The organism is Helicobacter pylori, from assembly GCF_006439795.1.
Classification (GTDB): Bacteria; Campylobacterota; Campylobacteria; order Campylobacterales; family Helicobacteraceae; genus Helicobacter; species Helicobacter pylori_CR.
Genome location: NZ_VEYL01000001.1, coordinates 121,929 through 147,300, shown reverse-complemented (window position 1 = coordinate 147,300; position 25,372 = coordinate 121,929). Strand labels below are relative to the sequence as shown.

The following is a 25,372-nucleotide window of genomic DNA, read 5'->3' as shown; positions in this document are numbered from 1 at the left end:
TTTAAGGTTGTCTATGAATATCAAAAAAACAGAAAACGCGCTCAGCTTAACGCTTAAAAACTTTATTAAAAGCGAGTCTTTTGGAGGGATTTTCCTCTTTTTAAACGCTGTTTTAGCGATGGTGGTGGCTAATTCGTTTTTAAAAGAAAGTTATTTTGCACTATGGCACACCCCTTTTGGGTTTCAAATAGGGGATTTTTTCATCGGCTTTAGTTTGCACAACTGGATTGATGATGTTTTAATGGCGTTATTCTTTTTAATGATAGGCTTAGAGATCAAGCGAGAATTGTTGTTTGGGGAATTATCCAGTTTCAAAAAAGCTTCTTTCCCTGTGATTGCGGCTCTTGGGGGCATGATAGCCCCAGGATTGATTTATTTTTTTCTTAATGCTGACACGCCTTCTCAGCATGGTTTTGGGATCCCTATGGCGACGGATATTGCGTTCGCTTTAGGCGTGATCATGCTTTTAGGCAAGAAGGTGCCAACCGCCTTAAAGGTTTTTTTAATCACTCTAGCGGTGGCTGATGACTTGGGGGCTATTGTGGTGATCGCGCTCTTTTATACCACGAATTTAAAATTCGCATGGCTTTTAGGGGCTTTGGGGGTGGTTCTTGTTTTAGCCGTATTAAACCGCCTGAATATGCGTTCGCTTATCCCTTACTTGCTTTTAGGGGTGTTGCTTTGGTTTTGCGTGCATGAGAGCGGTATCCATGCGACGATTGCTGCAGTGATTCTGGCTTTTATGATACCGGTGAAGATCCCTAAAGATTCTAAAAATGTAGAGCTTTTGGAACTGGGCAAGCGGTACGCAGAAACGAGTTCAGGAGCGCTTTTGAGTAAAGAGCAGCAAGAAATCTTGCATTCTATTGAAGAAAAAGCGAGCGCTTTACAAAGCCCCTTAGAAAGATTGGAGCATTTTTTAGCCCCCATTAGCGGGTATTTCATCATGCCTTTATTTGCGTTTGCAAACGCTGGGGTGAGCGTTGATTCTAGCATCAATTTAGAAGTGGATAAGGTGCTTTTAGGGGTTATTTTAGGGCTTTGTTTGGGCAAGCCTTTAGGGATTTTCTTAATCACTTTTATAAGCGAAAAGCTTAAAATCACCGCGCGCCCTAAAGGCATCAGCTGGTGGCATATTTTAGGGGCTGGGCTTTTAGCGGGGATTGGCTTTACCATGTCTATGTTTATTTCTAATCTGGCTTTCACGAGCGAGCATAAGGACGCTATGGAAGTGGCAAAAATTGCGATTTTACTCGGATCTTTGATTTCTGGGATCATAGGGGCTTTGTATTTATTTTTGTTAAACCAAAGAGCGGCTTTAAAGAAATAGCTAAAAATGCTATAATTTGAGATTAAAACATCTTTTAAGGAAATTGAATGGGACAAATTAAAGAGATTCTAACGACGCTTTTGCCCCTTGTGGTGCTGTTTCTTATTTTTTATTTTTTGATCGTTCGCCCGCAACGCCAGCAACAAAAAAAGCACAAAGAAATGATAGAGGGCTTGACTAAGGGCGATAAAATCGTTACTCAAGGAGGGTTCATCGTTGAGGTGCTTAAAGCGGAAGCGAATTTTTTTAGCGTGAAGCTCAATGATGACACCACCGCTAAACTTTCTAAAAACTATGTAGCGTTCAAATTAGACGAAGAAACAACGCCAAATAACAACTGAATGAAACTTTTTAACCCTCGTTTAATCGTTTTTATTTGCGCGCTTCTTTTAGGGGTAGGGTTTTCTGTGCCTTCTTTGCTAGAAACTAAAGGCCCTAAAATCACTTTAGGGTTGGATTTAAGGGGGGGGTTGAACATGCTTTTAGGGGTACAAACCGATGAGGCTTTAAAAAACAAGTATTTAAGCCTGGCGTCCGCTTTAGAATACAACGCTAAAAAGCAAAATATCTTGCTTAAAGACATTAAATCCAGTTTAGAAGGGATCAGTTTTGAGCTTTTAGATGAAGATGAAGCGAAAAAATTAGACGTGCTTTTAGTGGAATTGCAGGGTCATAGCCAGTTTGAAATCAAAAAAGAAGCGGAGTTTTATAGCGTGAAGCTCACCCCTTTAGAGCAAGAAGAATTGCGTAAAAACACGATTTTGCAAGTGATAGGGATCATTCGTAACCGCTTGGATCAATTTGGTTTGGCAGAGCCTGTAGTCATTCAGCAAGGTAAAGAAGAAATTTCGGTGCAATTGCCCGGCATTAAGACTTTAGAAGAAGAACGGCGCGCTAAAGACTTGATTTCAAGATCCGCTCATTTACAAATGATGGCAGTGGATGAAGAACACAATAAAGATGCGATGAAAATGACGGATTTAGAGGCTCAAAAATTAGGCAGCGTGTTGTTGTCTGATGTGGAAATGGGGGGTAAAATCTTGCTCAAAGCGATCCCTATTTTAGATGGCGAAATGCTTACAGATGCGAAAGTGGTGTATGATCAAAACAACCAGCCGGTGGTGAGCTTCACGCTAGATGCGCAAGGGGCTAAGATTTTTGGGGATTTTTCAGGTGCGAATGTGGGCAAACGCATGGCGATCGTTTTAGACAATAAAGTCTATTCAGCCCCTGTGATCAGGGAGCGTATTGGCGGAGGAAGCGGGCAAATTAGCGGGAATTTTAGCGTGGCTCAAGCGAGCGATTTAGCGATCGCTTTAAGGAGTGGGGCAATGAGCGCACCCATTCAGGTTTTAGAAAAAAGGATTATAGGCCCGAGCTTAGGGAAGGACAGCATTAAAACTTCCATTATCGCTCTCATTGTGGGTTTTATTTTAGTGATGGGCTTTATGGTGCTTTATTACTCCATGGCGGGAGTGATCGCTTGCATGGCGTTAGTGGTCAATCTTTTTTTGATCGTGGCGGTCATGGCGATTTTTGGAGCGACGCTGACTTTACCGGGAATGGCGGGGATTGTTTTGACCGTGGGGATTGCCGTGGATGCTAATATCATTATCAATGAGCGCATTAGAGAAGTTTTAAGAGAGAATGAGGGCATCGCTAAGGCGATCCATTTAGGCTATATCAATGCGAGTAGAGCGATTTTTGATTCCAATATCACTTCCTTGATTGCTTCGGTGTTGCTATACGCTTATGGCACAGGAGCGATTAAAGGCTTTGCTCTCACCACAGGCATTGGGATTTTAGCCTCTATTATCACCGCTATTATAGGCACGCAAGGGATTTATCAAGCCCTTTTGCCTAAACTCACTCAAACAAAAAGCCTTTATTTTTGGTTTGGCGTGAATAAAAGAGCTTAGGAGGTTTTATGGAATTATTCAAGCAAACTAGAATCTTAAGCTTCATGCGTTATTCCAATTATGGGGTGGTTGTTTCAGCGATCTTAGTGCTTTTGGCGTTAGGGCTTTTGTTTTTCAAAGGGTTTTCTTTAGGGATTGATTTTGCGGGGGGGAGTTTGGTGCAAGCGCGTTACACTCAAAACGCTCCCATTAAAGAAGTGCGCGATCTGTTTGAAAAAGAAGCTCGCTTCAAGGGCGTGCAAGTGAGCGAATTTGGCTCTAAAGAAGAGATTTTAATCAAATTCCCTTTTGTAGAAACGGCCGAAAATGAAGATTTGAACGCTATCGTGGCTAACATTCTAAAACCCAGTGGCGATTTTGAAATCCGTAAATTTGACACCGTGGGGCCTAGAGTGGGGAGCGAATTGAAAGAAAAGGGCATTTTGTCGCTGATTTTAGCGTTAATGGCGATCATGGTTTATGTGAGTTTCCGCTATGAATGGCGTTTCGCTTTAGCGAGCGTTATTGCGCTTGTGCATGATGTGATTTTAGTGGCAAGCTCGGTGATTGTTTTTAAGATTGATATGAATTTGGAAGTGATTGCGGCTTTGCTCACCTTGATTGGGTATTCTATTAATGATACGATCATTATTTTTGATCGGATCAGAGAAGAAATGCTCTCTCAAAAAACCAAAAACGCCACTCAAGCCATTGATGAAGCCATTTCCAGCACACTCATGCGCACGCTTTTAACTTCTTTAACCGTGTTTTTTGTGGTGTTGATTTTGTGCGTGTTTGGGAGTAAGATCATCATTGGCTTTTCATTGCCCATGCTAATAGGCACGATTGTAGGGACTTACAGCTCTATTTTCATCGCCCCTAAAGTAGCGTTATTGTTAGGTTTTGATATGGGTAAATATTATGAGAATGAGGCTAGAAAAATCAAAAAAGCTCAAGAGAAAGAAAAAATGCGCCGTTTGTATGAGGGCGGTCAAGTTTAAGGAGTTTCTATGGATTGGGGTCGGGTCATTCATGTGCTGTTCAGCCTTATTTCTTTAACCACCATTGCAGGGTTTTTGTATGAGCCTAACACGGTGGTGTTGTTTGTAGCGTTAGCTTTAAACCTTATTTCTGTTACGCTCAAAATTGGGGTGTGTAAGCGTTTCGCTTCAGAGCTGTTGGCCAGCTCTTTAGCCACCGTGTTGCACCTCATACCGGCGTTTGTGTTTTTACAGATTTTAAATAATTTGGTTACAGCTTACATGCTCATGATTGGGGCTTTGATTAGTAACGCTTTCAGCCTCATCTTTTTGTTGATTGAAAGCGTTGTAACGAGCGAAACGGATTAAGGGGTAACAATGGATTTTATCAATATAGAAAAAAAATGGCAAGAATTTTGGTGGAAAAATAAGAGTTTTGAGCCTAAAGACGATTTTAACCTCCCTAAAAAATACATTCTAAGCATGCTGCCTTATCCTAGTGGGGAAATCCACATGGGGCATGTGCGCAATTACACCATTGGCGATGCGTTGGCGCGTTATTATCGTTTGCACCATTACAATGTGTTACACCCTATGGGGTTTGATTCTTTTGGGATGCCTGCGGAAAATGCGGCCATTAAGCATGGTATCCACCCTAAAACCTGGACTTATGAAAACATTGAAGCCATGCAAAAAGAGTTTGAAGCTTTAGGGTTTTCTTTTTCTAAAAACAGGGAATTTGCCACTTCAGATCCGGATTACACGAAATTTGAACAGCAATTTTTCATTGACTTGTGGGAAAAGGGGCTAATTTATCGCAAGAAAGCCATGCTCAATTGGTGCCCTAACGACAAAACCGTTTTAGCTAATGAGCAAGTCATTGATGGGAGGTGTTGGCGTTGCGATACGGAAGTTGTTCAAAAAGAACTCTACCAATATTATTTGAAGATCACAAACTACGCTGAAGAATTGCTAAAAGACTTAGAGACTTTAGAAAATCATTGGCCTTCTCAAGTCCTAATCATGCAAAAAAACTGGATAGGGAAATCTAGCGGGTTGCAGTTTGGCTTTAAAATCGCTGATGAGTGCTTGAAAGCTTGCAACGGCATTCAAAAAATTGAAGTTTTTACCACAAGAGCGGATACCATTTATGGTGTAACTTACATCGCAATCGCCCCAGAACACCCTTTAGTAGAGCATGCCATTAAGCAAGTGAGCCAAGAAGATTCAAAGATCATTAAAGCGATTTTAAACACGACTCAAAGAGAAAGAGCCTTGGAGAAAAAAGGGGCGTTTTTAGGCATTTACGCTATCCACCCTTTAACAAAGCAAAAAATCCCTGTTTGGGTGGCTAATTTCGCCCTAGCTAATTATGGCTCTGGAGCGTTAATGGGCGTGCCAGCCTGCGATGAAAGGGATTTTGAATTCGCTAATCTGTATCATATCCCTATTAAAGTGATCACTCAAAGCCCTCAAAATTTGCCCCACACCAAAGAAGAGGTTTTAAAAAATAGCGGGGAGTGGAGCGATCTTTCTAGCTCAGTGGCCAGAGAGCAAATCATTGCTTATTTTGAAAAAGAAAACCTCGGTAAAAGGGTGATCAACTACCGCTTGCAAGATTGGGGAGTGAGCCGTCAAAGGTATTGGGGAGCGCCCATTCCTATGATTCATTGCAAAAATTGCGGGATTGTTCCTGAAACCCAACTGCCGGTAACTTTACCTGAAGACATTGTGATTGATGGGGAGGGCAATCCGTTAGAAAAGCATGCGAGTTGGAAATTCGCTCAATGCCCTAAATGCCATAAAGACGCTTTAAGAGAAACAGACACCATGGATACTTTCATCCAATCCAGTTGGTATTTCTTGCACTACACCACCCCCAAAGATAAGCGTGAAAATCAAGCGTTTGATCAAAATTACTTGAAGTATTTCATGCCAGTGGATACTTATATTGGCGGCATTGAACATGCGATTTTGCACTTGTTATACGCACGCTTTTTCACTAAAGCTTTAAGGGATTTGGGCTATATTCATTTAGATGAGCCTTTCAAACAGCTTATCACCCAAGGCATGGTTTTAAAAGATGGCGCTAAGATGAGCAAATCTAAAGGCAATGTCGTTAGCCCTAAAGAGATACTTAAAAAATACGGGGCTGATGCCGCAAGGCTTTTTATCCTTTTTGCTGCCCCACCGGCTAAAGAATTGGCATGGAATGACAGCGCTTTAGAAGGGGCACACCGGTTTATCAAGCGCTTATACGATAAAGCGAACGCCATTACCCCTACCACTTCTAAGCCTGAATTTAAAGGAGTGAGCCTGAATGAAGCGCAGAAACTAGCTCGTAAAAAAGTCTATGAAGCGTTAAAAAAATCGCATGAAATTTTCAATAAGGCTGAAAGCGCTTACGCGTTTAACACTTTGATCGCAAGCTGCATGGAGGCTTTAAACGCTTTGAACGCGCAAAGTGATGAGCAAATTTTATGCGAGGGTTATTTTGTGTTGTTGCAAATTTTAGAGCCTATTATCCCGCACACCGCATGGGAGTTGAGCGAGAGGCTTTTTAAAAGAGAGAATTTCAAGCCTATAGCGATCGATGAAGACGCTTTGATGGAAGACTTTATGACTTTAGGGCTTACCATTAATGGCAAAAGGCGCGCGGAATTGAAAGTCAATATTAACGCCAGTAAAGAAGAAATTATTGTTTTGGCTAAAAAAGAATTAGAGAAATATTTAGAAAAGGCGAGCGTTAAAAAAGAAATTTATGTGCCTAATAAGCTTGTTAATTTTGTTATCGCATGAGGGCTTTACTTTTTTTTATTTTATTGCTTTTGTTCAAGGGCTGTGGGTATAAGCCCATCGCCGCTTACGCTCAAAACGCTTTAGGCGATAGCATCTATGTGAAACTCATTGTGAATTTGCCTAACCCTGAAAACTCTGTAGAGTTTAAGGATTTGATGAATCGTTTAGTCGTGCAACGCTTCCAAAGCCGCTTGGCGAGTGAAAAGGATGCGGATTCTATTATTATCATAGAAATCACGAATGTAACCGATACGAGTATCACGCAAAACAAAGAAGGCTTTACGACTTTCTATCGCGCAACCGTGTCTGTGAATTACACCTACGATAATAAAAGAGGCACACAAAAGACTTTTCAAGATAGCGGGTATTATAATTACGCTGTGAATTTGCAAGACCCCCTTAATACCTACCAGAACCGCTATTATGCCATCAATCAGGCTGTGGAACAAACTTTGACTAAATTTGTGGCTCAAATCGCTTATGAGGGGAAATTCAATAATGAAAAATAGCCCTTTGAATGGATTAAAGGCGTTTTTAGAAACAAAGCCTAAAGAATACCATGAGTTTGACCCTAGCCGTTTCATTCAAATTTATAAAGATTTTAAAAACGCTTTTTTTGAAATTCAAGCGAAAGTCATTCATGTTGTAGGGACTAATGGTAAGGGCAGCACGGGGCGGTTTTTAACCCTTTTATTAGCCGATCAAAATTTTAAGGTGTTGCATTTCACCTCCCCTCATGTTTTTGAATTTAGGGAGCGCTTTTTTTTGAATGGTTCTGTTGTTGAAGAAAGCGTTTTAGAAAACGCTCACCAGCAATTGCAACCACACGCTTTCAGCAGCGCTTGCTCGTATTTTGAATACGCTACCTTACTGGCCGTCATGCTCGCTAAAGATTGCGATTATTTGGTTTTGGAAGCAGGGCTTGGGGGGGAGTTTGACAGCACGAACGCTTTAGAAAAAACCCTAAGCGTTTTCACCCCCATTGATTATGATCATAAGGAATTTTTAGGGGATAGTTTAGAAAGCATTGCGCAAACTAAATTAAAAGCGATGGGCCCTCTTAGTATCATCGCTCCCCAACAAGAACTGGTTTTAAAGGTAGCTCAAAAAATCGCTAAAGAAAAACACGCAAAATTGATTTTAGTCCAAAATGGAATTTCAAAAGGAGTCAGGGATTATATTGAACGCCACCACTTAGCCCGTTTTTTAGCGATGAATTTAGAAGTGGCTCTAAAAGCGTTTGAAACGCTTATGCCATGCAAAGAACAAGAAGTTTTAAAAAACCTAAAGCCCTTGAATTTAATCGGCCGTTGCGAGCTTTTAAGCCCTAATATCTTAATAGATGTGGGGCATAACCCCCATAGCGCCAAAGCCTTAAAAGAAGAAGTCAAACGCATTTTTAACGCTAAAATCATTTTGATTTATAATTGCTATCAAGATAAGGACGCTTTTAGGGTGCTAGAAATTTTAAAGCCTGTGGTTAAAAAGGTTTTGATTTTAGAATTGCATCAAGAAAGGGTTATCAAGTTAGAAAAGCTTAAGGGGATTTTAGAAACTTTAGGGTTAGAACACGCTTTGTTTGAAGATATGAAAGAAAATGAAAATTATTTGGTGTATGGCTCATTTCTAGTAGCCAACGCTTTTTATGAACGCTATCCAAAGAAGAGGGATTGATGCCGCAAAACCAGCTTGTGATCACCATCATTGATGAATCAGGCTCTAAACAGCTCAAATTTTCTAAAAATTTAAAACGCAACCTCATCATTTCTGTTATCATTTTTTTATTGATCGTGGGGCTTGGCGTGGGGTTTTTAAAATTTTTAATCGCTAAAATGGATACGATGACAAGCGAGAGGAATGCGGTTTTAAGGGATTTTAGGGATTTGTATCAAAAAAATTACACTTTAACAAAAGAGATTAAAAACAAGCGAGAAGAGCTTTTTATTGTGGGGCAAAAGATTCGTGGGTTGGAATCCTTGATTGAAGTCAAAAAGGGGGCTAATGGGGGAGGGCATCTCTATGATGAAATGGATTTAGAAAATTTGAATTTGGCTCAAAAACATTTAGCGCTCATGCTCATTCCTAATGGCATGCCCCTAAAAACTTATAGCGCTATCAAACCCACTAAAGAAAGGAACCACCCCATTAAAAAGATTAAGGGCGTTGAATCCGGGATCGATTTTATCGCGCCATTAAACACGCCTGTTTATGCGAGCGCTGATGGGATTGTGGATTTTGTGAAGACCAATTCTAATGTGGGGTATGGGAACTTGGTGCGCATTGAACATGCGTTTGGTTTTAGCTCCATTTATACGCATTTAGATCATGTCAATGTGCAGCCTAAAAGCTTCATTCAAAAAGGGCAGTTGGTTGGCTATAGCGGGAAGAGCGGTAATAGCGGCGGCGAAAAATTGCATTATGAAGTGCGGTTTTTGGGTAAAATTTTAGACGCAGAAAAATTTCTGGCATGGGATTTGGATCATTTCCAAAGCGCTTTAGAAGAAAATAAATTTATTGAATGGAAGAATTTGTTTTGGGTTTTAGAAGACATTGTCCAGCTCCAAGAGCATGTGGATAAAGACGCGCTCATAAACCAGTAAGGATTTTAGTGTTTTTAGACAGGCGTTTGATTGTGATGGTTACGGACTCTAAAGGGAGCCGTTACATTAATGTTCATATCTTATTCCGTCAAATTGGCTTGTATGCGCTGTTGAGCGTTGTGGGATCTTTATTGTTTTTAGGCATTTCGTTACTGGTTTTAAATAAAGAAATTAGAAATATTGAAAAGCAGCATGCTTTAATCACTAAAGAATTTGAGAAAAAAAAAGAGACGAATGAAAAGCTTTCCTTGCAAATGGATGAATTTTTAGACGATTTGCAACTTTCAGGGGAACGCGTCAACGATTTAGAAGAAGTGGTGGGAGTGAATAGGCCTGAAGAAGAAAAAGAAGAGGGTAATTTTTCTAGCCGCTTGGATGTCGCTGGGATTACCGGGCTTCAAAAAAGCTTTATCATGCGCCTTATCCCCAATGACTACCCGCTAGAATCCTATCGGCGCGTTTCAGCCGCCTTTAATAAAAGAATCCACCCTATTTTGCATGTGTTGCACAACCATACCGGGCTTGATTTAAGCACCACTATTAACACGCCTGTGTATGCGAGCACGAGCGGGGTAGTGGGGTTAGCGAGCAAAGGGTGGAATGGGGGGTATGGGAATTTGATTAAAGTTTTCCACCCTTTTGGTTTTAAAACCTACTACGCCCATTTGAATAAAATCGTCGTAAAAACGGGCGAATTTGTCAAAAAAGGGCAGTTGATTGGGTATAGTGGTAATACAGGGATGAGCACAGGGCCGCATTTGCATTATGAAGTGCGGTTTTTAGATCAACCCATAAACCCCATGAGTTTCACCAAATGGAACATGAAAGATTTTGAAGAAGTTTTCAATAAAGAAAGGAGAATCAGATGGCAATCTTTGATAACAATAATAAATCAGCTAATGCAAAAACAGGACCAGCGACTATCATCGCTCAAGGCACAAGAATAAAGGGGGAGCTTCATTTGGATTACCATTTGCACATAGATGGCGAATTAGAAGGGGTGGTGCATTCTAAAAGCACGGTGGTGATCGGACAAACCGGCTCGGTAGTGGGTGAGATTTTTGCTAATAAATTAGTGGTGAATGGCAAGTTCACTGGCACGGTGGAAGCGGAAGTGGTAGAAATCATGCCTTTAGGGCGCCTTGATGGTAAGATCTCTAGCCAAGAGCTTGTGGTGGAAAGGAAAGGGATTTTGATTGGGGAAACTCGCCCTAAGAATATTCAAGGGGGGGCGTTGTTGATCAATGAGCAAGAAAAGAAAATTGAAAATAAATAGGGAATGATCCAATCTAGCCTTTATAGAGCCTTAAACAAAGGCTTTGATTATCAAATACTCGCTTGTAAGGATTTTAAAGAATCCAAGCTCGCTAAAGAAGTCATAAGCTATTTTAAGCCAAATATTAAAGCCGTTCTTTTCCCGGAGTTTAGGGCTAAAAAAAACGATGATTTGCGTTCGTTTTTTGAAGAATTTTTACAGCTTTTAGGGGGTTTGAGGGAGTTTTATCAAGCCTTAGAAAACAAGCAAGAAACTATCATCATTGCCCCTATTAGCGCGTTATTACACCCTTTACCCAAAAAAGAACTTTTAGAGAGCTTTAAAATCACTCTTTTAGAAAAATATAACCTTAAGGACTTGAAAGACAAGCTCTTTTATTATGGCTATGAAATTTTAGACTTAGTGGAAGTGGAAGGCGAAGCGAGCTTTAGGGGGGATATTGTGGATATTTATGCGCCTAATTCTAAAGCGTATCGCTTGAGTTTTTTTGACACGGAGTGTGAGAGCATTAAGGAATTGGATCCCACCACTCAAATGAGCCTTAAAGAAGATTTGTTAGAAATTGAAATCCCCCCCACGCTTTTTAGTTTGGACGAACCATCTTATAAGGATCTAAAAACAAAAGTGGAACAAAGCTCCTTAAATAGCTTTTCTAAAGATTTAACCAGTTTTGGTTTGTGGTTTTTAGGAGAAAAAGCGCAAGACTTGCTAAGCGTTTATAAAAGCGTTATAAGCCCTAGAGCTTTAGAAGAAATTCAAGAATTAGCGAGCTTAAACGAATTAAATTATGAGCGTTTCAAATTTTTAAAGGTTTTAGAAAACGCACAAGGCTATGAAGATTTAGAAATCCATGCGCATGCCTTAGAAAGCTTTATCGCTTTGCATTCAAATCATAAAATCACGCTCCTAGCCCCTAATAAAACGATTTTAGACAATGCGATAAGCGCGCTTGAAAAAAATAGCATTGAATGCGTCATCGCCCCCTTTGTGTTAAATTTTAAAACCCCTGATGGGATTTTTATCTCGCTCAATTCTTTTGAAAGGAAGAAAAAACGCCAAAAATCCAAGCTCGCTTTGAACGAATTGAATGCGGGCGAATGGGTGGTGCATGATGATTATGGGGTGGGCGTGTTTTCTCAATTAGTCCAGCACAGCGTTTTAGGGAGCAAGAGGGATTTTTTAGAAATCGCTTATTTGGGCGAAGACAAACTGCTGTTACCGGTAGAAAACTTGCATCTCATCGCTCGCTATGTGGCGCAAAGCGATAGCGTGCCAGCTAAAGACCGGCTAGGGAAAGGGAGCTTTCTCAAACTAAAAGCTAAAGTCAGGACTAAGCTTTTAGAGATTGCAAGCAAGATCATTGAATTAGCGGCTGAACGCAATTTGATCTTGGGCAAAAAGATGGATGTGCATTTAGCGGAGTTGGAAGTCTTTAAATCGCATGCGGGGTTTGAATACACCAGCGATCAAGAAAAGGCTATCGCTGAAATTTCAAAGGATTTAAGCTCTAAGAGAGTGATGGACAGATTATTGAGTGGGGATGTGGGTTTTGGGAAAACAGAAGTGGCGATGCATGCGATTTTTTGCGCGTTTTTGAACGGCTTTCAAAGCGCGTTAGTCGTGCCTACTACCTTATTAGCCCACCAGCATTTTGAGACTTTAAGGGCGCGTTTTGAAAAATTTGGCGTTAAAGTGGCTCGTTTGGATCGGTATGCGAGCGAAAAAAACAAGCTTTTAAAGGCGGTGGAATTAGGGCAAGTTGATGCGCTAATAGGCACGCATGCGATTTTAGGCGCGAAATTTAAAAACTTGGGTTTAATGGTCGTAGATGAAGAGCATAAATTTGGCGTGAAACAAAAAGAAGCTTTAAAAGAATTGAGCAAAAGCGTGCATTTTTTAAGCATGTCCGCTACGCCCATCCCACGCACTCTAAACATGGCGCTCTCTCAAATTAAAGGCATTAGCTCTTTAAAAACCCCGCCCACAGACAGAAAGCCCAGCCGCACTTTTTTGAAAGAAAAGAATGATGAACTCTTAAAAGAGATCATTCATAGAGAATTACGCCGTAACGGGCAAATTTTTTACATCCATAACCACATCGCTAGCATTTCAAAAGTCAAAACCAAGCTAGAAAATTTAATCCCTAAACTCAAAATCGCTATTTTGCATTCCCAGATTAACGCTAACGAGAGCGAAGAAATCATGCTAGAGTTTGCTAAGGGGAACTATCAGGTTTTATTATGCACTTCTATTGTGGAATCAGGGATCCATTTGCCTAACGCTAACACGATTATTATAGATAATGCGCAAAATTTCGGGCTGGCTGATTTGCACCAATTGAGAGGGCGTGTGGGGAGAGGTAAAAAAGAAGGCTTTTGTTATTTCCTTATAGAAGATCAAAAAAGTTTGAACGAACAGGCCCTAAAACGCTTGCTCGCTCTAGAAAAAAATTCGTATTTGGGCAGTGGGGAGAGTATCGCTTATCATGATTTAGAAATCAGGGGGGGCGGGAATTTGCTCGGGCAGGATCAGAGTGGGCATATTAAAAACATCGGTTATGCGCTCTATACGCGCATGCTTGAGGATGCCATTTATGAATTGAGTGGGGGGAAGAAAAGGCTTGAAAAAAGCGTAGAAATCCAACTTGGCGTGAGCGCTTTTTTAAACCCTGAACTCATTGCAAGCGATAGTTTGAGGTTGGATTTGTATCGCCGTTTGAGTTTGTGTGAAAATGTAGATGAGGTGGGGCAAATCCATGAAGAAATAGAAGACAGGTTTGGCAAAATAGACGATTTGAGCGCTCAATTTTTGCAAATCATTACGCTTAAAATCTTAGCCAATCAGCTTGGCATCATTAAGCTTTCTAATTTCAATCAAAACATCACCCTTACTTATAACGATGAACATAAAGAAAGCTTAAAAGCCCCAAGCAAAGACGATAACGATATTTTAGAAACCCTTTTGAAACATTTGCGCGCTCAAATTTCTTTAAAACGGCGTTAAAAGCGTTTGATTTTAGTCTCAATTTTGTTATTTTAAAAAGATTATTAAGAGAGTTTGTTGTAGAATAGGGATTTGCTATGCCTTTAGTCGTTAAAAGGTAATTATCATTAAGGAGTTTTTAATCATGGCAGATATTCAAAGGCGTGATTTTTTAGGAATGAGCCTTGCTAGTGTTACAGCTATAGGGGCTATAGCGAGTCTGGTAGCGATGAAAAAGACTTGGGATCCGCTCCCAAGCGTTGTTTCAGCTGGTTTTACGACCATAGATGTGGCGAATATGCAAGAAGGGCAGTTTTCTACCGTGGAATGGCGTGGGAAACCGGTCTATATTCTCAAGCGTTCTAAAAAAGAGGGCTTTAATGAAAAGCGCGATTTTAAAGTTGGCGGGAGCGTTTTTACCACAGCCATTCAAATTTGCACGCATTTAGGGTGTATCCCTACTTATCAAGATGAAGAAAAAGGCTTTTTATGCCCATGCCATGGGGGGCGTTTCACTTCTGATGGCGTGAATATTGCCGGCACTCCCCCTCCACGCCCTTTTGATATTCCGCCTTTTAAAATTGAAGGCACTAAGATCACTTTTGGTGAAGCCGGGGCTGAATACAAAAAAATGATGGCTAAAGCGTAAGGAGAATTCCATGGCAGAGATAAAAAAAGCGAAGAATTTAGGCGAATGGCTGGACATGCGTCTTGGCACTAACAAGCTTGTTAAAGTGCTAATGACAGAATATTGGATCCCTAAAAACATCAATTTCTTATGGGCGATGGGGGTGATTTTATTGACCCTTTTTGGCGTGCTTGTGGTCTCAGGGATTTTCTTGCTCATGTATTACAAGCCTGATGCGAAAATGGCGTTTGATAGCGTGAATTTCACCATCATGCAAGAAGTGGCTTATGGCTGGCTTTGGCGCCACATGCATGCCACGGCAGCGAGCATGATTTTTGTCATCATTTATATCCACATGTTTGTTGGCATCTATTATGGCTCTTACAAAAAGGGCCGTGAGATGATTTGGATTAGCGGGATGGTTTTGTTTGTGGTCTTTAGTGCGGAAGCCTTTAGCGGGTATATGCTGCCTTGGGGGCAGATGAGTTATTGGGCCGCAGCGGTTATCACGAATTTATTTGGAGGCATTCCTTTCATTGGGGCTGATGTGGTGGAGTGGATTAGGGGCAATTATGTCGTGGCGGATTCCACTTTAACGCGCTTTTTCATGCTCCATGTGTTTTTACTGCCCATTGCGATCATTCTACTTGTTGGGGTGCATTTTTATTCTTTACGCATCCCGCATGTCAATAACCAAGAAGGCGAAGAGATTGACTTTGAATTGGAAGAAAAGAAATTCATTGAAGGCAAGAAAAAAGAATCCAAAGTCATTCCTTTTTGGCCGGTATTCTTGTCTAAAGATATTTTTGTGGTTTGCGCATTCATGGTCTTTTTCTTTTACTTGGTGTGTTACCACTATGATTTTGCGATGGATCCTATCAACTTTGAAAGGGCTAACAGCCTTAAAACGCCACCTCACATTTACCCTGAATGGTATTTCTTATGGAGCTATGAAGTCTTAAGGGGCTTTTTCTTTAGCGCTGATTTAGGGCTAATGGCCTTTGGCGTGGCGCAAGTGATCTTCTTCTTACTGCCCTTTTTGGACAGAAGTCCGGTTGTCGCTCCCGCGCACAAACGGCCAGCGTTTATGGTGTGGTTTTGGCTTTTAATCATTGATATGATTGTTTTAACGATCTATGGCAAATTGCCTCCGCTTGGGATTGGTAAATACATTGGCTTAGCGGGTTCAATCACTTTTTTAGCCCTTTTCTTTGTGGTATTGCCCATCATCACTATCGCTGAGAGCAAGAAACAAGGGGGTGTTAGATGAAAGAATTTAAGATTCTAATCATCCTTATTGTGGTGGTAGGCGTGATTTATTATGGGGTTGAGCCTTATGCGCATTCGGTGATGCACCCTAAAGTCGCTCCGGCGGATTTTGCTTTCAAGGATTTAGAGCCGATGGATTTAAAAAATGGCGACGCTAATAAAGGAAAACAGCTTGTAGCCGAAAATTGCACCGCTTGCCATGGCATTAAATCCCAAAACATTCCAGCCCCTATGGACAGCCTTAGCGCGAGCAATTCTTTTGGGGTCGTGCCGCCGGATTTAAGCCATGTGGCGGGGGTTTTGAGCGCGAATTTCTTAGCCCACTTCATCAAAGATCCTGTGAAAACGGCGAAATTGAGTCATAAATTTAACGATGAAAGGCCATATCCTATGCCGGCGTTTTCTCAATTTAGCGATAAAGATCTGAGTGATATTGTGGCGTATCTCACTTCTATTTTGCCTAAAAATTTGAGCGATAAGGAAGTGTTTGCACAAAGCTGTCAAAGGTGCCATAGCCTGGATTACGCTAAAGATAAGGCCATTAGCGATCCTAAAGATTTGGCCAATTATTTAGGCTCTCATGCGCCTGATTTGTCCATGATGATTAGGGCTAAGGGCGAACATGGCTTGAGTATTTTCATCAACGATCCGCAAAAGCTTTTGCCTGGCACGGCTATGCCTAGAGTGGGGTTGAGTGAAAAAGCTCAAAAACAAGTCATCGCTTATTTGGAAAAAGCGGGCGATAGGAAAAAACATGAAAGGAATACCTTAGGGATTAAGATCATGATTTTCTTTGCGGTGCTGTCGTTCTTGGCTTATGCATGGAAAAGAAAAGTTTGGAGCGAAGTGCATTGAATTAAAAAAAAGGGGGGGAAAGCATGTAAGGGGCTTTTTCTATGAGACTAATCATCAATTTCTTTATATTAAAAATAAACTTGTGTTTTACAAGAAATAGATAAATGGGAAATAAATATGCTAATGAGTGAGCGTTTTCAAAAATTCTAAGACATTCTGCTCTCTTAAAATGTGATTATGCGAAAAGAAGCTTTCAATCTGGTGGTGGTTAGAAAATTCCTTTTTATGCTCATAAGCTTTTCTGATGTAGGGGGCAAACCCAAAAGGGTTTTCTAAATCCTTTAAGGCGTTTTTCAAACTTTCTTCATCTTTATCTAAAGTATCAAAATACTTAAGTAAGACCTCTCTGGTTTCATAACTCAAAATATCTGAGCCTTTAAAAAAAGTGATGTCTGCATTAGCGACTCCATACACATAAATCGCATTGGGTTTAGGCAGGTTTGAATTCCACATGGGGCGAGAAGTTTGAAGGTTTTTTCACCCTTATCGTTTTTAGAAAACTTGATTTCAATCCCCACCACATAATCAAAAATAAAAACCAAAAAATCAGGGTAATTTTGTGAGCCAAAAGGCTGGTATAAAAAATGGCTTGTAAGGTTTGAAAAAGGGTTTTTAAGGGTGTGTGGGTGATTTTTTTCTAAAACTTGCTTTTTGAGTTGGTTAAAAGCGGTTTTGACTTCCTTATTAGGCTTTTCTTCAATATGGCTTAATTTTTCTGTTAAATCGCCGTTGATTTCGCTAAAGTGTTTTTTTAATTCATTCCTAAATTGGTTTTCAAACTGCTCCCCTGTGCTAGAACTTGCAAAAAACTTTCTTTTATTGGTAATTTCTTGGAACACTTTTTCAAGCATGCATTTCCTTTAATTTGCAATATTCTTCCACAAAATCATAAGTGGAAAACCCTAAAACTTGCGTGTTTTTATGAGCGAGTTTGTTGAAATCAATTTTATGGATAATCATTAAAGCTTCTTTAGAATGGGCTTTGATGAAAAAATATTGTCGGTTTTTAATCAGTAAATTTGCATTGGTGATCTTTTCGTTGTAATCATAAAAGCCTTGTCTCACCACCGCAAAATCCCATTGGTATTTTTCTTTGTTGAAATATTTTAGGGTGTGTGGCGTGTTGTTGTGAATGTAAGTAATAAAGTCATTATGGCGGATTTTTGGGGGTGCAATGATGCGTTCGTCTTTAAGATTTAGGGCGATATTTTTATGCATATAGATTTGAAAAACGCATTTCACATCATAGGGTCGTTCATTAAAAATAAAAGCGTTTTTCTCTAAATCAGCGTTTAAAACCAATTTTGCACGCTTATCAATGTGTTTTTGAATGGAATAGCGTTTGAATAAATTGGGCAAAATAAACGCTACAATAGGTGCTTCGTTTAAAGATTTGTTTAAAAAATCTAGGGCTAATTTCCCTCTATGCCCAAAAGGAGGGTTGCCAATAATAATACGCTTTTTGTTAAACTCAATCAATTCCAACAGATAATCTTTTTTTTGAATGCCTTGAGCTTTAGGGGCAATATCAAGGGCAAGACAATCAGCAATCCCTAATTCTTTTAATGCATCAACAAAGCTCCCACTCCCTGCACTTGGCTCTAAAAAATAGAATGCGTTTAAGTCTAGCCCTAGATTTTGATTGATGAGATCTTTTAATAAATCCAAGCAAAATCGCGCGATTTTGGGGTGGGTGTAAAAAGCGTCTAAATTTTTTTGCAAGATAGTATTACTAGCCATTTTAATCCCATTTTAATTGAAATCAAACCCGCCCGCTTCGCCTAAACTCATGCTCTCATAAGCCGCATCCACATAGCTGTTGCGGATCTTGCAATTCAAAACCTGCTCGCATTTCAAGCAACTCGCTACTTGCTTTTCTTCTTGGCATGCTTGTAATTTCAAAAGAGCGTCATTAAAACGCTCTTCATATTCTAATTTTTTAGCGCTATTTTGCATCATTCTCCCTTTAAATATTTTTCTAAAATCTGAGCTTCATGCGGACTAGCTAAATAGCATTCGCTTTTTTCATGGTAATTTTCTACGCTTTGCTCTAGCAAACGCTTTTTAACCCCTTTATCAAAATAAAACGCTTCCCCTTTAGCTTTTTCAATGATCAAGGCCAAAGGAAAGACTTCAAAAAGCTTTCGCAATTTCTTTTGCGGGTAGGAAAACATTCCGCCTTTTTTAACCAACACATGATGGACATCAGCCACCATAGATCCTGAGTATCGCAAGCGGTAATTTTCTGCAAAAAACCCTTCTAAAGCCTTTTTCAAGCCCAAAGAAAAATCCTTTTGATTGCCTCCGCTAGCGATGATTTTACCCTTATTTTCTAAAACGATGGTTTCTATAAAATGGAACTTGTTTTGATAAAACGCATAACGATAAACTTCTTCTAAGGCCACCACTAATTCAATTTTATGCCCAAAAACCACATAAAGGCTTGCAACTAAATTTTGCGCCTTATAATCCTTTTCATAAACCCCTATAATCGTGCCTACTAAGAAATTCGCCTCCATCACTGAGCTCCCGTCTAAGGGGTCATAAGCGATCAAGTAAGAGCCGTTTTCTTTAGTAACAGGCGTTTCTTTTTCTTCGCTAAAAACGCTTTTGACATTTTCTAAACTCAAAAAATTTTCTTCTAAAAACTTATCTAGGGCTAAATCCGCTTTAATGGGCGTATCACCGCTGCTGTTTTCTAATTTAGTGTAACTCCCAGCGTCCGGCTTTTCTAAAATCTCTTGGGCTTTTTTAACCCCTTTTTCTAAAAGACTGATGATTTCTATAACGATGTTCGCATGCTTGCCTTTAAAATGTTTGTAATCCATAAAAACCCTTTTATGATTTGATTAAAGATGCTAATATTTTACTTGAAAACATTGGAAATAGGGAAGTATTTTGAAAGTAGCTCCGAGCCTTTTGAGCGCTGATTTTATGCATTTAGCCAAAGAGATAGAGAGCGTGAGTAACGCTGATTTTTTGCATGTAGATGTGATGGATGGGCATTATGTGCCTAATTTAACGATGGGACCTGTAATTTTAGAGAAGGTTACTCAAATGAGCAAAGTGCCTTTAGATGTGCATTTAATGGTAGAAAATGCGAGCTTTTTTGTAGGATTATTCGCTCCTTTAAACCCGCAAATCATCAGCATTCATGCAGAAAATGAAAAGCACCCCCATAGGGTGTTGCAACTCATTAAAAATTCAGGCATCACGCCAGGAATTGTTCTCAACCCCCACACGCATGAAGAAAGCATTAAATACTTGCTAGAAAGCGTGGGGCTAGTGCTTTTAATGAGCGTGAATCCGGGCTTTGGCGGGCAGAAGTTTTTAGATTTAGTGCTAGAAAAATGCTTGAAAGTCAAGGAATTGATTAGGCGCTACAACCCTAGCTGTCTTTTAGAAGTGGATGGGGGCGTGAATGATAAAAATATCTTTGAGCTCCAACAAGCGGGCGTGGATGTGGTGGTTTCAGGGAGTTATATTTTTAAATCCAAAGATCGTAAGCTGGCTATTGAAGGCTTACAGAATGTCAGACAGCCTCTTGCATAAAGATATTCAAGCCCTAATCGCTCGCTTAAAGCACCAGGATTTAAGCTTAGGCATGCTAGAAAAATCGCTCTCTCGCCTTATTTATGATGAAATCAATTTGGAATATTTAAAAGCGTGTGGGCTTAATTTCATAGAAACGAGCGAAAATTTAATCACGCTCAAAAACCTTAAAACCCCCCTTAAAGATGAGGTTTTTTCCTTTATTGATTTAGAGACCACCGGCTCTTGCCCCCTAAAACATGAGATTTTAGAAATCGGAGCCGTGCAAGTGAAGGGGGGGGAAATTATCAATCGTTTTGAAACCCTTGTGAAAGTCAAAAGCGTTCCTGATTATATCGCTGAGCTTACAGGCATCACTTATGAAGACACCCTAAACGCCCCAAGCGTGCATGAAGCTTTGCAAGAATTACGGCTTTTTTTAGGCAATAGCGTGTTTGTGGCCCACAACGCTAATTTTGATTACAACTTTTTAGGGCGTTATTTTGTGGAAAAATTGCATTGCCCTTTATTGAATTTAAAGCTTTGCACTTTGGATTTATCCAAACGAGCCATTTTGTCCATGCGTTATTCTTTGAGCTTTTTAAAAGAGCTTTTAGGGTTTGGCATAGAAGTCAGCCACAGAGCCTATGCGGACGCTTTAGCGAGCTATAAACTCTTTGAAATATGCTTATTAAACTTGCCCAGTTACATCAAAACGACGATGGATTTGATTGATTTTTCAAAATGCGCTAACACCTTGATCAAAAGACCCCCAAGATCCAAATACCAAGAGATCCCATCGCCGTTTTCTCTTTTTGAGAGGACAAAGGGTTTGTTCAATATCATAAAAGCAACCAGTTAAACGAAAGCTGTTTAATGGGGCTTAATAGGGCTAGGATTTTATTGTTTTTGTTCTTTGAGAATATCGCATGCTTCTTTTAATCCTAGCTTGCAACTCTTTTCAAGGTTTTCTGTCGTTTGTTTTTCATCCTTTGCTACGCCCTTACCCTCATTATAAAACGCTGCTAGAGCGTAACACCCTTTAGCATCGTTCAATTCACAAGCTTTAGCAGAATATTCAAAAGCTTTTTTAAGATCCTTTGTTACGCCTTCACCATCACGATAAAACTCTCCTACAAGCGTGCATGTTAGAGCTTCGTTTAATTCGCAAGCTTTAGAGTAATATCCAAAAGCTTTTTTAAGATCTTGCGTTACGCTTTCACCAAGAAAATAATCCCCTCCTAATTTAGAACACCCTTCACCATTATTCAACTCGCAAGCTTTAGAGTAATATTTGAAAGCTTTTTTAAAATTTTGTGTTACGCCTTCACCATTATGATAAATATCCCCTAAAATCGCACAGCCATCGCCATAGTTTAACTCGCAAGCTTTAGAATAATATTCTAGATCTTTTTTATCTTTTTTCAAACCCTTTATCATATCGTTATAAAAAGTTGCTGACAGCATACACCCTTCAACATTATTTAACTTACAAGATTTAGAGTAATATTCTAAAGCATTTTTAAGATCGTTTGCATTAAAATAAAACTCTGCTAAGTCCTTGCATTTTTCAGCATCGTCTGATTTGCAAGCTTTAGCAGTAGCGGTGTGTTCAAGAGCTTTTTCAATGCTTTCTCTTGCACTTCCTTTTAGGATGACTTTAGAATAAGCCTCTCTTAAGATCGCACAACCATCAGCATCGTTTAATTCGCAAGCTTTTTCAAAGTATTCCTTAGCTCTAGTGAAATCTTTATCCGTGTAAATAGTGATACCTGAAAATATAAGCTCTTTAGAGTCTTGCTCTGCCATTAACCCCCCTAAACACAACGCCCCCAAACACAAAACCCTAAAAACCGCTTTTTTGACACCCCTTAACATGACGCATTCCCTTTTGTTAAAAATATAAGATTCTATTGTGATTGATATTGATAGCTAAAATCTTTTAATGTTTAAAAAACAGGGACTTGATTATTTCATTTTAAACTCATGAAAGGATAGGGGGGTTATTTGCGATACCCTACCCCACAATATCCAGCAAATGCTCTTCATGCCACAATTCAATTTCTTCTTCTTCCAAGCCAAACGCCTTAGCCCTTTGGCTGTTTTGATAGCGGTTTTTGGAGCCTTCTTTAGGGTCTTTATCGCTAATAGCTTGCATGTTTTCTAACGCTCTTGTTTCTTGGGCTAATTCAAGCTTACTTTGAAAGCTTTGCGCTAAATCCAGCATATCACTTCTTGCACCCTGTTGGATAGCAGAATTTAAAGGAGCGTTTTGGTTGATATAAGTTACATTGCCTAAAGCTGAAACACCCATGCTAACCTCCTTAAGTGTTTAAGTGTCCTTTAGACTAATAGTTCGGTATTTTGAGTAAATGACATTAGCTCCTTTGATGATTTTGACAAATTTTCGTTGCGTGTAGTCAATTTCGTAACTATTAAACGCATCTTTTTGCATTTTAATCAACATTTTGGCTAATTCCATAATGACCTCATCTTTGGGCGCGTTCTTCTGGCAAAAAACGATCAAATGCGATCCAGGAATATCTCGCACATGCATCCACAAATCATTCGCTCTTGCGTCTTGTAAAAGCTTGATATTCTCTTTTTGGTTTTTCCCTAAACCGATTTTAAAATCCTTATAATACAGCACTTCATACCCGCTCATCGGGCGTTTGATTTTGGAATTTTTAAAGGGCATAAACATTTCTAAAACGCTTTCTTCTTGTGCTCCTTTAACATAGTTGATTTGATTTTCTTTAAAAGCGATTTTTTCTTTCAAATTCTCTTCTTCTAAATACAAGAATTGCGATTTTTGCTTCTTTTTCTTGCTGAGAGTGAATTTTTTATTGATAAAAGCGTTTAGGGGCATGCTCTTATCAATTTCAATCGCGCATTCTTTATCTTCAAAATCCTTTAAAACCACGCGGCTTTCATGCTTATGGATTAAATGCTGGTAAGTGAGTAACAGCGAGGCTTGAGTTTGCAATTCTTTCGCTTCTAATTGTAAGTTTTTAGGATCTTCTAGTTTTTCTAATTTTTCTTTCAAACGTTCTTTTTGGGCGTTTAATCGCTTGATGATTTGATTTTTTTTGTGTTCTAATTCTTTATGCTGATAGGATAAAAAATCTTTTTCTAAAATTTCTAACAATCCTTTAAAATCCAAATCCTCTTCTTGATGCTCGTAAATATTAGGAGGCAATGCCCCTAAAATATCGTTTTTAGCGACCCTGTCATTAAAACGAAAGGCCTCTATCACGCATTTTTCTTGATCTAAAATCATGAGGTTGGCTTTTTTAGGGATCATCTCCAAACGCAAAATAAAATTTTCACTCTTATAAGCTAAATCTTTAGCACCCTTGATTTCTAAAATCCGATCGTTATCAATGATGTTTGCTTGTAAAATTTTGGCGTTTTTAGTGAATTTATTCAAACAAAAATCTAACGCTAAAGTGTTTTTCAAAACGCTCTCTGGGGGTTTTTTGGACAAACCGATATAAGGCGCATTCAAATCCACAACAAAGGCGTGTTTGTCTTTAGAAAAAGTCTCTAATAAAAAACTAGACGCGTTCAAGCGTTTGAGGTTAAAATGCGTTTGAGTGTTTAAAAATTCGCTGAATTTCTTTAAAAGAAAAAATTTCATCATCACACCTTTAATTTTTCCTTAGCGAAAGAAATCGCGCTCTCTATGTTTTCGCTCCCCCCTATCATGCGCGCGATTTCTAAAACCCTTTCTTCGTTATTAAGGGTTTTTGCAAGGCTTTTGTGGTTTTCTTTAAACACCAAAATATGGTTTTTAGCGAGCGCTGGGATATGGACTTGGTGCGAAATGGCAAAGATTTGCGAATGGCTGCTCAAGGTTTCAAGGGCTTTAGAGACCGCCAAACTCTCTTCGCCGCTCAAGTTGGAATCCATCTCATCTAACACCAACACGCCTTTAAAATCCTTTAAAAACTCCATTTCTAAAAGCATGAACGCCAGCCTCAAACGGCTGTATTCTCCAGAGCTTAAAGTTTCTAATTGGGAATTTTGCAAATGTAAAACGAGTTTTTGAGCGCCTTTTTCGCTCATGGGGGCTTCTTCTAAAACTAAACTAGGGCTTTTTAAGAGCAAATCTTTAGCCTTATCGCTTAAAAGAGCGTTAAAACCGGCTAAATACTCTTTTCTAAAGCCGCTTATTTCTCCGCACAATTTCAAGCATTCGGCTTTCAATCGCTCTATTTCTTTGTGGTAAGTTTCGCAATGATGGTCAATTTCTTTTAAGTTATGCAGTTCGTTTTTAACATGCCCTAAGCGTTCTTTAGCATGCGCAATGCTCCCGTAATCCTTAATGATCCCACTTAGCATGCCAAGCCTTTCTAACACCTTTTCAATATCCAAACGCTCGCACTCTTCTAATTTAGCCTGCTCTTTTTCCAACAGAGCGCTCGCCTCTAATAAAGCGCTTTTTAAAAACTCCGCGCTATGGCCCACGCTCTCTAAAGCATGCGTGATTTTGTGGGTATTTTCTAGCACATCTAACGCCAGGGCGATCTTGTCGTTCAATTTTTCCTTACTAGAGAGCAATTTTTTCTGCTCCAAAAGGCGTTCGTATTCGTCTTCTTTTAAATCCAGCCTCTCTAATTTCATTTTTTCAAAATTCAAACGCTCTTCTAAATCCTTTTGGAAACGCTTTTTATCCTCTAATAATCGCCTTTCTTTTTCCAGATTCTCTAAGCGGGTGAATTTTTCTTCAAGCACGCCTAAAAGGGGGCTAAACGCCTTGTTTTTGTTTTGGATATAGCCATCCAGTAAGGAGAGCATTAAAGTATCATTGAGTTCATTCTGGCTGAATCTATCGTTAGATAAGCGCTTGATCAAACCTTTTAATAACGCTTTGAGCGTGTTTTTAGACAGGCTTGTTTGGTTTAAAAAATAGCGCGTTTTTTCTTTTTTAATCACGCTGATGACTAGGGGCTCATGCTCATCTTCTCTAAAAATGCCGTATTCTTCAGTGTCTAAAAAAGGTGCGATCAATTCCACTTCAATGCTTGAAGCGTTGCTCTCTTTAAGCCCAAACGCCCCTAAAAGGCTCGCAATAAGAACGCTTTTCCCCACCCCGCTAGCCCCACTAATCGCGCTCAAGCCGTCTTTAAACTCTAGATCCAATTTTTCAAAAACAGCGTTTTGGCGCACTTTTAAGCGTGTGATTTGAGCGTTATTAAAATCTCGCATGTTTTTACCCTTT

At 39.6% G+C, this 25,372-nt stretch carries 24 protein-coding genes and 1 pseudogene; 17 read left to right on the top strand and 8 right to left on the bottom strand.

Annotated features, from left to right (window positions below):
- Positions 1-13: 13 nt before the first annotated feature.
- The 15 genes from nhaA to FIM66_RS00590 all read left to right on the top strand — a co-directional run bounded on the left by nhaA (position 14) and on the right by FIM66_RS00590 (position 16,617).
- The gene (nhaA, locus tag FIM66_RS00660) at positions 14-1,330 is read left to right on the top strand and encodes a sodium/proton antiporter NhaA (protein WP_140547795.1); all 1,317 of its coding nucleotides are present in this window, start codon (positions 14-16) and stop codon (positions 1,328-1,330) included.
- A gap of 47 nt (positions 1,331-1,377) precedes the next feature.
- On the top strand, positions 1,378-1,671 hold the full coding sequence (gene yajC / locus FIM66_RS00655; protein WP_140478002.1) for a preprotein translocase subunit YajC: 294 nt from the start codon (positions 1,378-1,380) through the stop codon (positions 1,669-1,671).
- Positions 1,672-3,249 carry a protein translocase subunit SecD gene (gene secD, locus FIM66_RS00650; RefSeq protein WP_140547796.1) on the top strand — a complete coding sequence of 526 codons (1,578 nt, stop codon included), beginning with the start codon at positions 1,672-1,674 and terminating at the stop codon, positions 3,247-3,249.
- An 8-nt stretch (positions 3,250-3,257) separates the two neighbouring features.
- Positions 3,258-4,229: a protein translocase subunit SecF gene (gene secF / locus FIM66_RS00645; RefSeq protein ID WP_140477998.1), complete on the top strand. Its 972-nt coding sequence runs from the start codon at positions 3,258-3,260 to the stop codon at positions 4,227-4,229.
- Between the two features lie 9 nt (positions 4,230-4,238).
- On the top strand, positions 4,239-4,577 hold the full coding sequence (locus FIM66_RS00640; RefSeq protein WP_000383761.1) for a DUF6394 family protein: 339 nt from the start codon (positions 4,239-4,241) through the stop codon (positions 4,575-4,577).
- A 9-nt stretch (positions 4,578-4,586) separates the two neighbouring features.
- On the top strand, positions 4,587-7,007 hold the full coding sequence (leuS, locus tag FIM66_RS00635) for a leucine--tRNA ligase (protein WP_140489591.1): 2,421 nt from the start codon (positions 4,587-4,589) through the stop codon (positions 7,005-7,007).
- Positions 7,004-7,516 (top strand): LPS assembly lipoprotein LptE, encoded by a 513-nt coding sequence (gene lptE / locus FIM66_RS00630; protein WP_001202108.1) that lies wholly within the window; start codon positions 7,004-7,006, stop codon positions 7,514-7,516. Before leuS ends, lptE begins: the two co-directional genes overlap by 4 nt.
- Positions 7,506-8,681: a bifunctional folylpolyglutamate synthase/dihydrofolate synthase gene (locus FIM66_RS00625; protein WP_140599788.1), complete on the top strand. Its 1,176-nt coding sequence runs from the start codon at positions 7,506-7,508 to the stop codon at positions 8,679-8,681. The genes lptE and FIM66_RS00625 overlap by 11 nt, the downstream gene beginning before the upstream one ends.
- A complete protein-coding gene (gene csd2 / locus FIM66_RS00620) occupies positions 8,681-9,607 on the top strand; it encodes a M23B family cell shape-determining DD-metalloendopeptidase Csd2 (RefSeq protein WP_140599787.1) in 927 nt (308 codons plus the stop codon). The genes FIM66_RS00625 and csd2 overlap by 1 nt, the downstream gene beginning before the upstream one ends.
- A gap of 8 nt (positions 9,608-9,615) precedes the next feature.
- Entirely contained in the window at positions 9,616-10,554 is a 939-nt protein-coding gene (gene csd1, locus FIM66_RS00615) for a peptidoglycan DD-metalloendopeptidase Csd1 (protein WP_140599786.1), read from the top strand.
- Entirely contained in the window at positions 10,473-10,883 is a 411-nt protein-coding gene (locus tag FIM66_RS00610; RefSeq protein ID WP_140547802.1) for a bactofilin family protein, read from the top strand. The genes csd1 and FIM66_RS00610 overlap by 82 nt, the downstream gene beginning before the upstream one ends.
- A gap of 3 nt (positions 10,884-10,886) precedes the next feature.
- Positions 10,887-13,886: a transcription-repair coupling factor gene (gene mfd / locus FIM66_RS00605; protein WP_140599785.1), complete on the top strand. Its 3,000-nt coding sequence runs from the start codon at positions 10,887-10,889 to the stop codon at positions 13,884-13,886.
- A 124-nt stretch (positions 13,887-14,010) separates the two neighbouring features.
- Complete coding sequence (locus FIM66_RS00600; RefSeq protein ID WP_000763656.1) at positions 14,011-14,514, top strand: ubiquinol-cytochrome c reductase iron-sulfur subunit; 504 nt, start codon at positions 14,011-14,013, stop codon at positions 14,512-14,514.
- A gap of 10 nt (positions 14,515-14,524) precedes the next feature.
- Entirely contained in the window at positions 14,525-15,763 is a 1,239-nt protein-coding gene (locus FIM66_RS00595) for a cytochrome b (protein ID WP_033616252.1), read from the top strand.
- Positions 15,760-16,617: a cytochrome c1 gene (locus FIM66_RS00590; protein ID WP_140489577.1), complete on the top strand. Its 858-nt coding sequence runs from the start codon at positions 15,760-15,762 to the stop codon at positions 16,615-16,617. The genes FIM66_RS00595 and FIM66_RS00590 overlap by 4 nt, the downstream gene beginning before the upstream one ends.
- 120 nt (positions 16,618-16,737) lie before the next feature.
- Here FIM66_RS00590 and FIM66_RS00585 read toward each other — a convergent pair.
- From FIM66_RS00585 to FIM66_RS00565, 4 genes and pseudogenes are all read right to left on the bottom strand, one after another.
- A pseudogene (locus FIM66_RS00585) lies at positions 16,738-17,468 on the bottom strand (type II restriction endonuclease).
- On the bottom strand, positions 17,461-18,357 hold the full coding sequence (locus FIM66_RS07990) for an SAM-dependent methyltransferase (RefSeq protein WP_194149225.1): 897 nt from the start codon (positions 18,355-18,357) through the stop codon (positions 17,461-17,463). The pseudogene FIM66_RS00585 and the gene FIM66_RS07990 overlap by 8 nt, the downstream one beginning before the upstream one ends.
- Positions 18,358-18,369: 12 nt before the next feature.
- Complete coding sequence (locus FIM66_RS00570; RefSeq protein ID WP_025448452.1) at positions 18,370-18,573, bottom strand: hypothetical protein; 204 nt, start codon at positions 18,571-18,573, stop codon at positions 18,370-18,372.
- On the bottom strand, positions 18,573-19,445 hold the full coding sequence (locus FIM66_RS00565; RefSeq protein ID WP_140599784.1) for a class 1 fructose-bisphosphatase: 873 nt from the start codon (positions 19,443-19,445) through the stop codon (positions 18,573-18,575). The genes FIM66_RS00570 and FIM66_RS00565 overlap by 1 nt, the downstream gene beginning before the upstream one ends.
- A 70-nt stretch (positions 19,446-19,515) precedes the next feature.
- On the opposite strand from FIM66_RS00565, the gene rpe reads away from it, so the two are divergent.
- Complete coding sequence (gene rpe, locus FIM66_RS00560) at positions 19,516-20,169, top strand: ribulose-phosphate 3-epimerase (RefSeq protein ID WP_140599783.1); 654 nt, start codon at positions 19,516-19,518, stop codon at positions 20,167-20,169.
- The gene (locus FIM66_RS00555) at positions 20,147-21,010 is read left to right on the top strand and encodes a 3'-5' exonuclease (RefSeq protein ID WP_140599782.1); all 864 of its coding nucleotides are present in this window, start codon (positions 20,147-20,149) and stop codon (positions 21,008-21,010) included. Before rpe ends, FIM66_RS00555 begins: the two co-directional genes overlap by 23 nt.
- Positions 21,011-21,048: 38 nt before the next feature.
- Here FIM66_RS00555 and hcpG read toward each other — a convergent pair whose 3' ends face one another.
- The 4 genes from hcpG to FIM66_RS00535 all read right to left on the bottom strand — a co-directional run bounded on the left by hcpG (position 21,049) and on the right by FIM66_RS00535 (position 25,359).
- A complete protein-coding gene (gene hcpG, locus FIM66_RS00550; protein ID WP_140599781.1) occupies positions 21,049-22,026 on the bottom strand; it encodes a Sel1-like repeat protein HcpG in 978 nt (325 codons plus the stop codon).
- 139 nt (positions 22,027-22,165) lie between these two features.
- Positions 22,166-22,462 carry a hypothetical protein gene (locus tag FIM66_RS00545; RefSeq protein ID WP_000539103.1) on the bottom strand — a complete coding sequence of 99 codons (297 nt, stop codon included), beginning with the start codon at positions 22,460-22,462 and terminating at the stop codon, positions 22,166-22,168.
- 18 nt (positions 22,463-22,480) lie between these two features.
- Entirely contained in the window at positions 22,481-23,788 is a 1,308-nt protein-coding gene (locus FIM66_RS00540) for a putative RqcH family protein (protein ID WP_140489565.1), read from the bottom strand.
- 2 nt (positions 23,789-23,790) lie between these two features.
- Positions 23,791-25,359 (bottom strand): DNA repair protein RecN, encoded by a 1,569-nt coding sequence (locus tag FIM66_RS00535; protein WP_140489563.1) that lies wholly within the window; start codon positions 25,357-25,359, stop codon positions 23,791-23,793.
- Between the last annotated feature and the right edge of the window lie 13 nt (positions 25,360-25,372).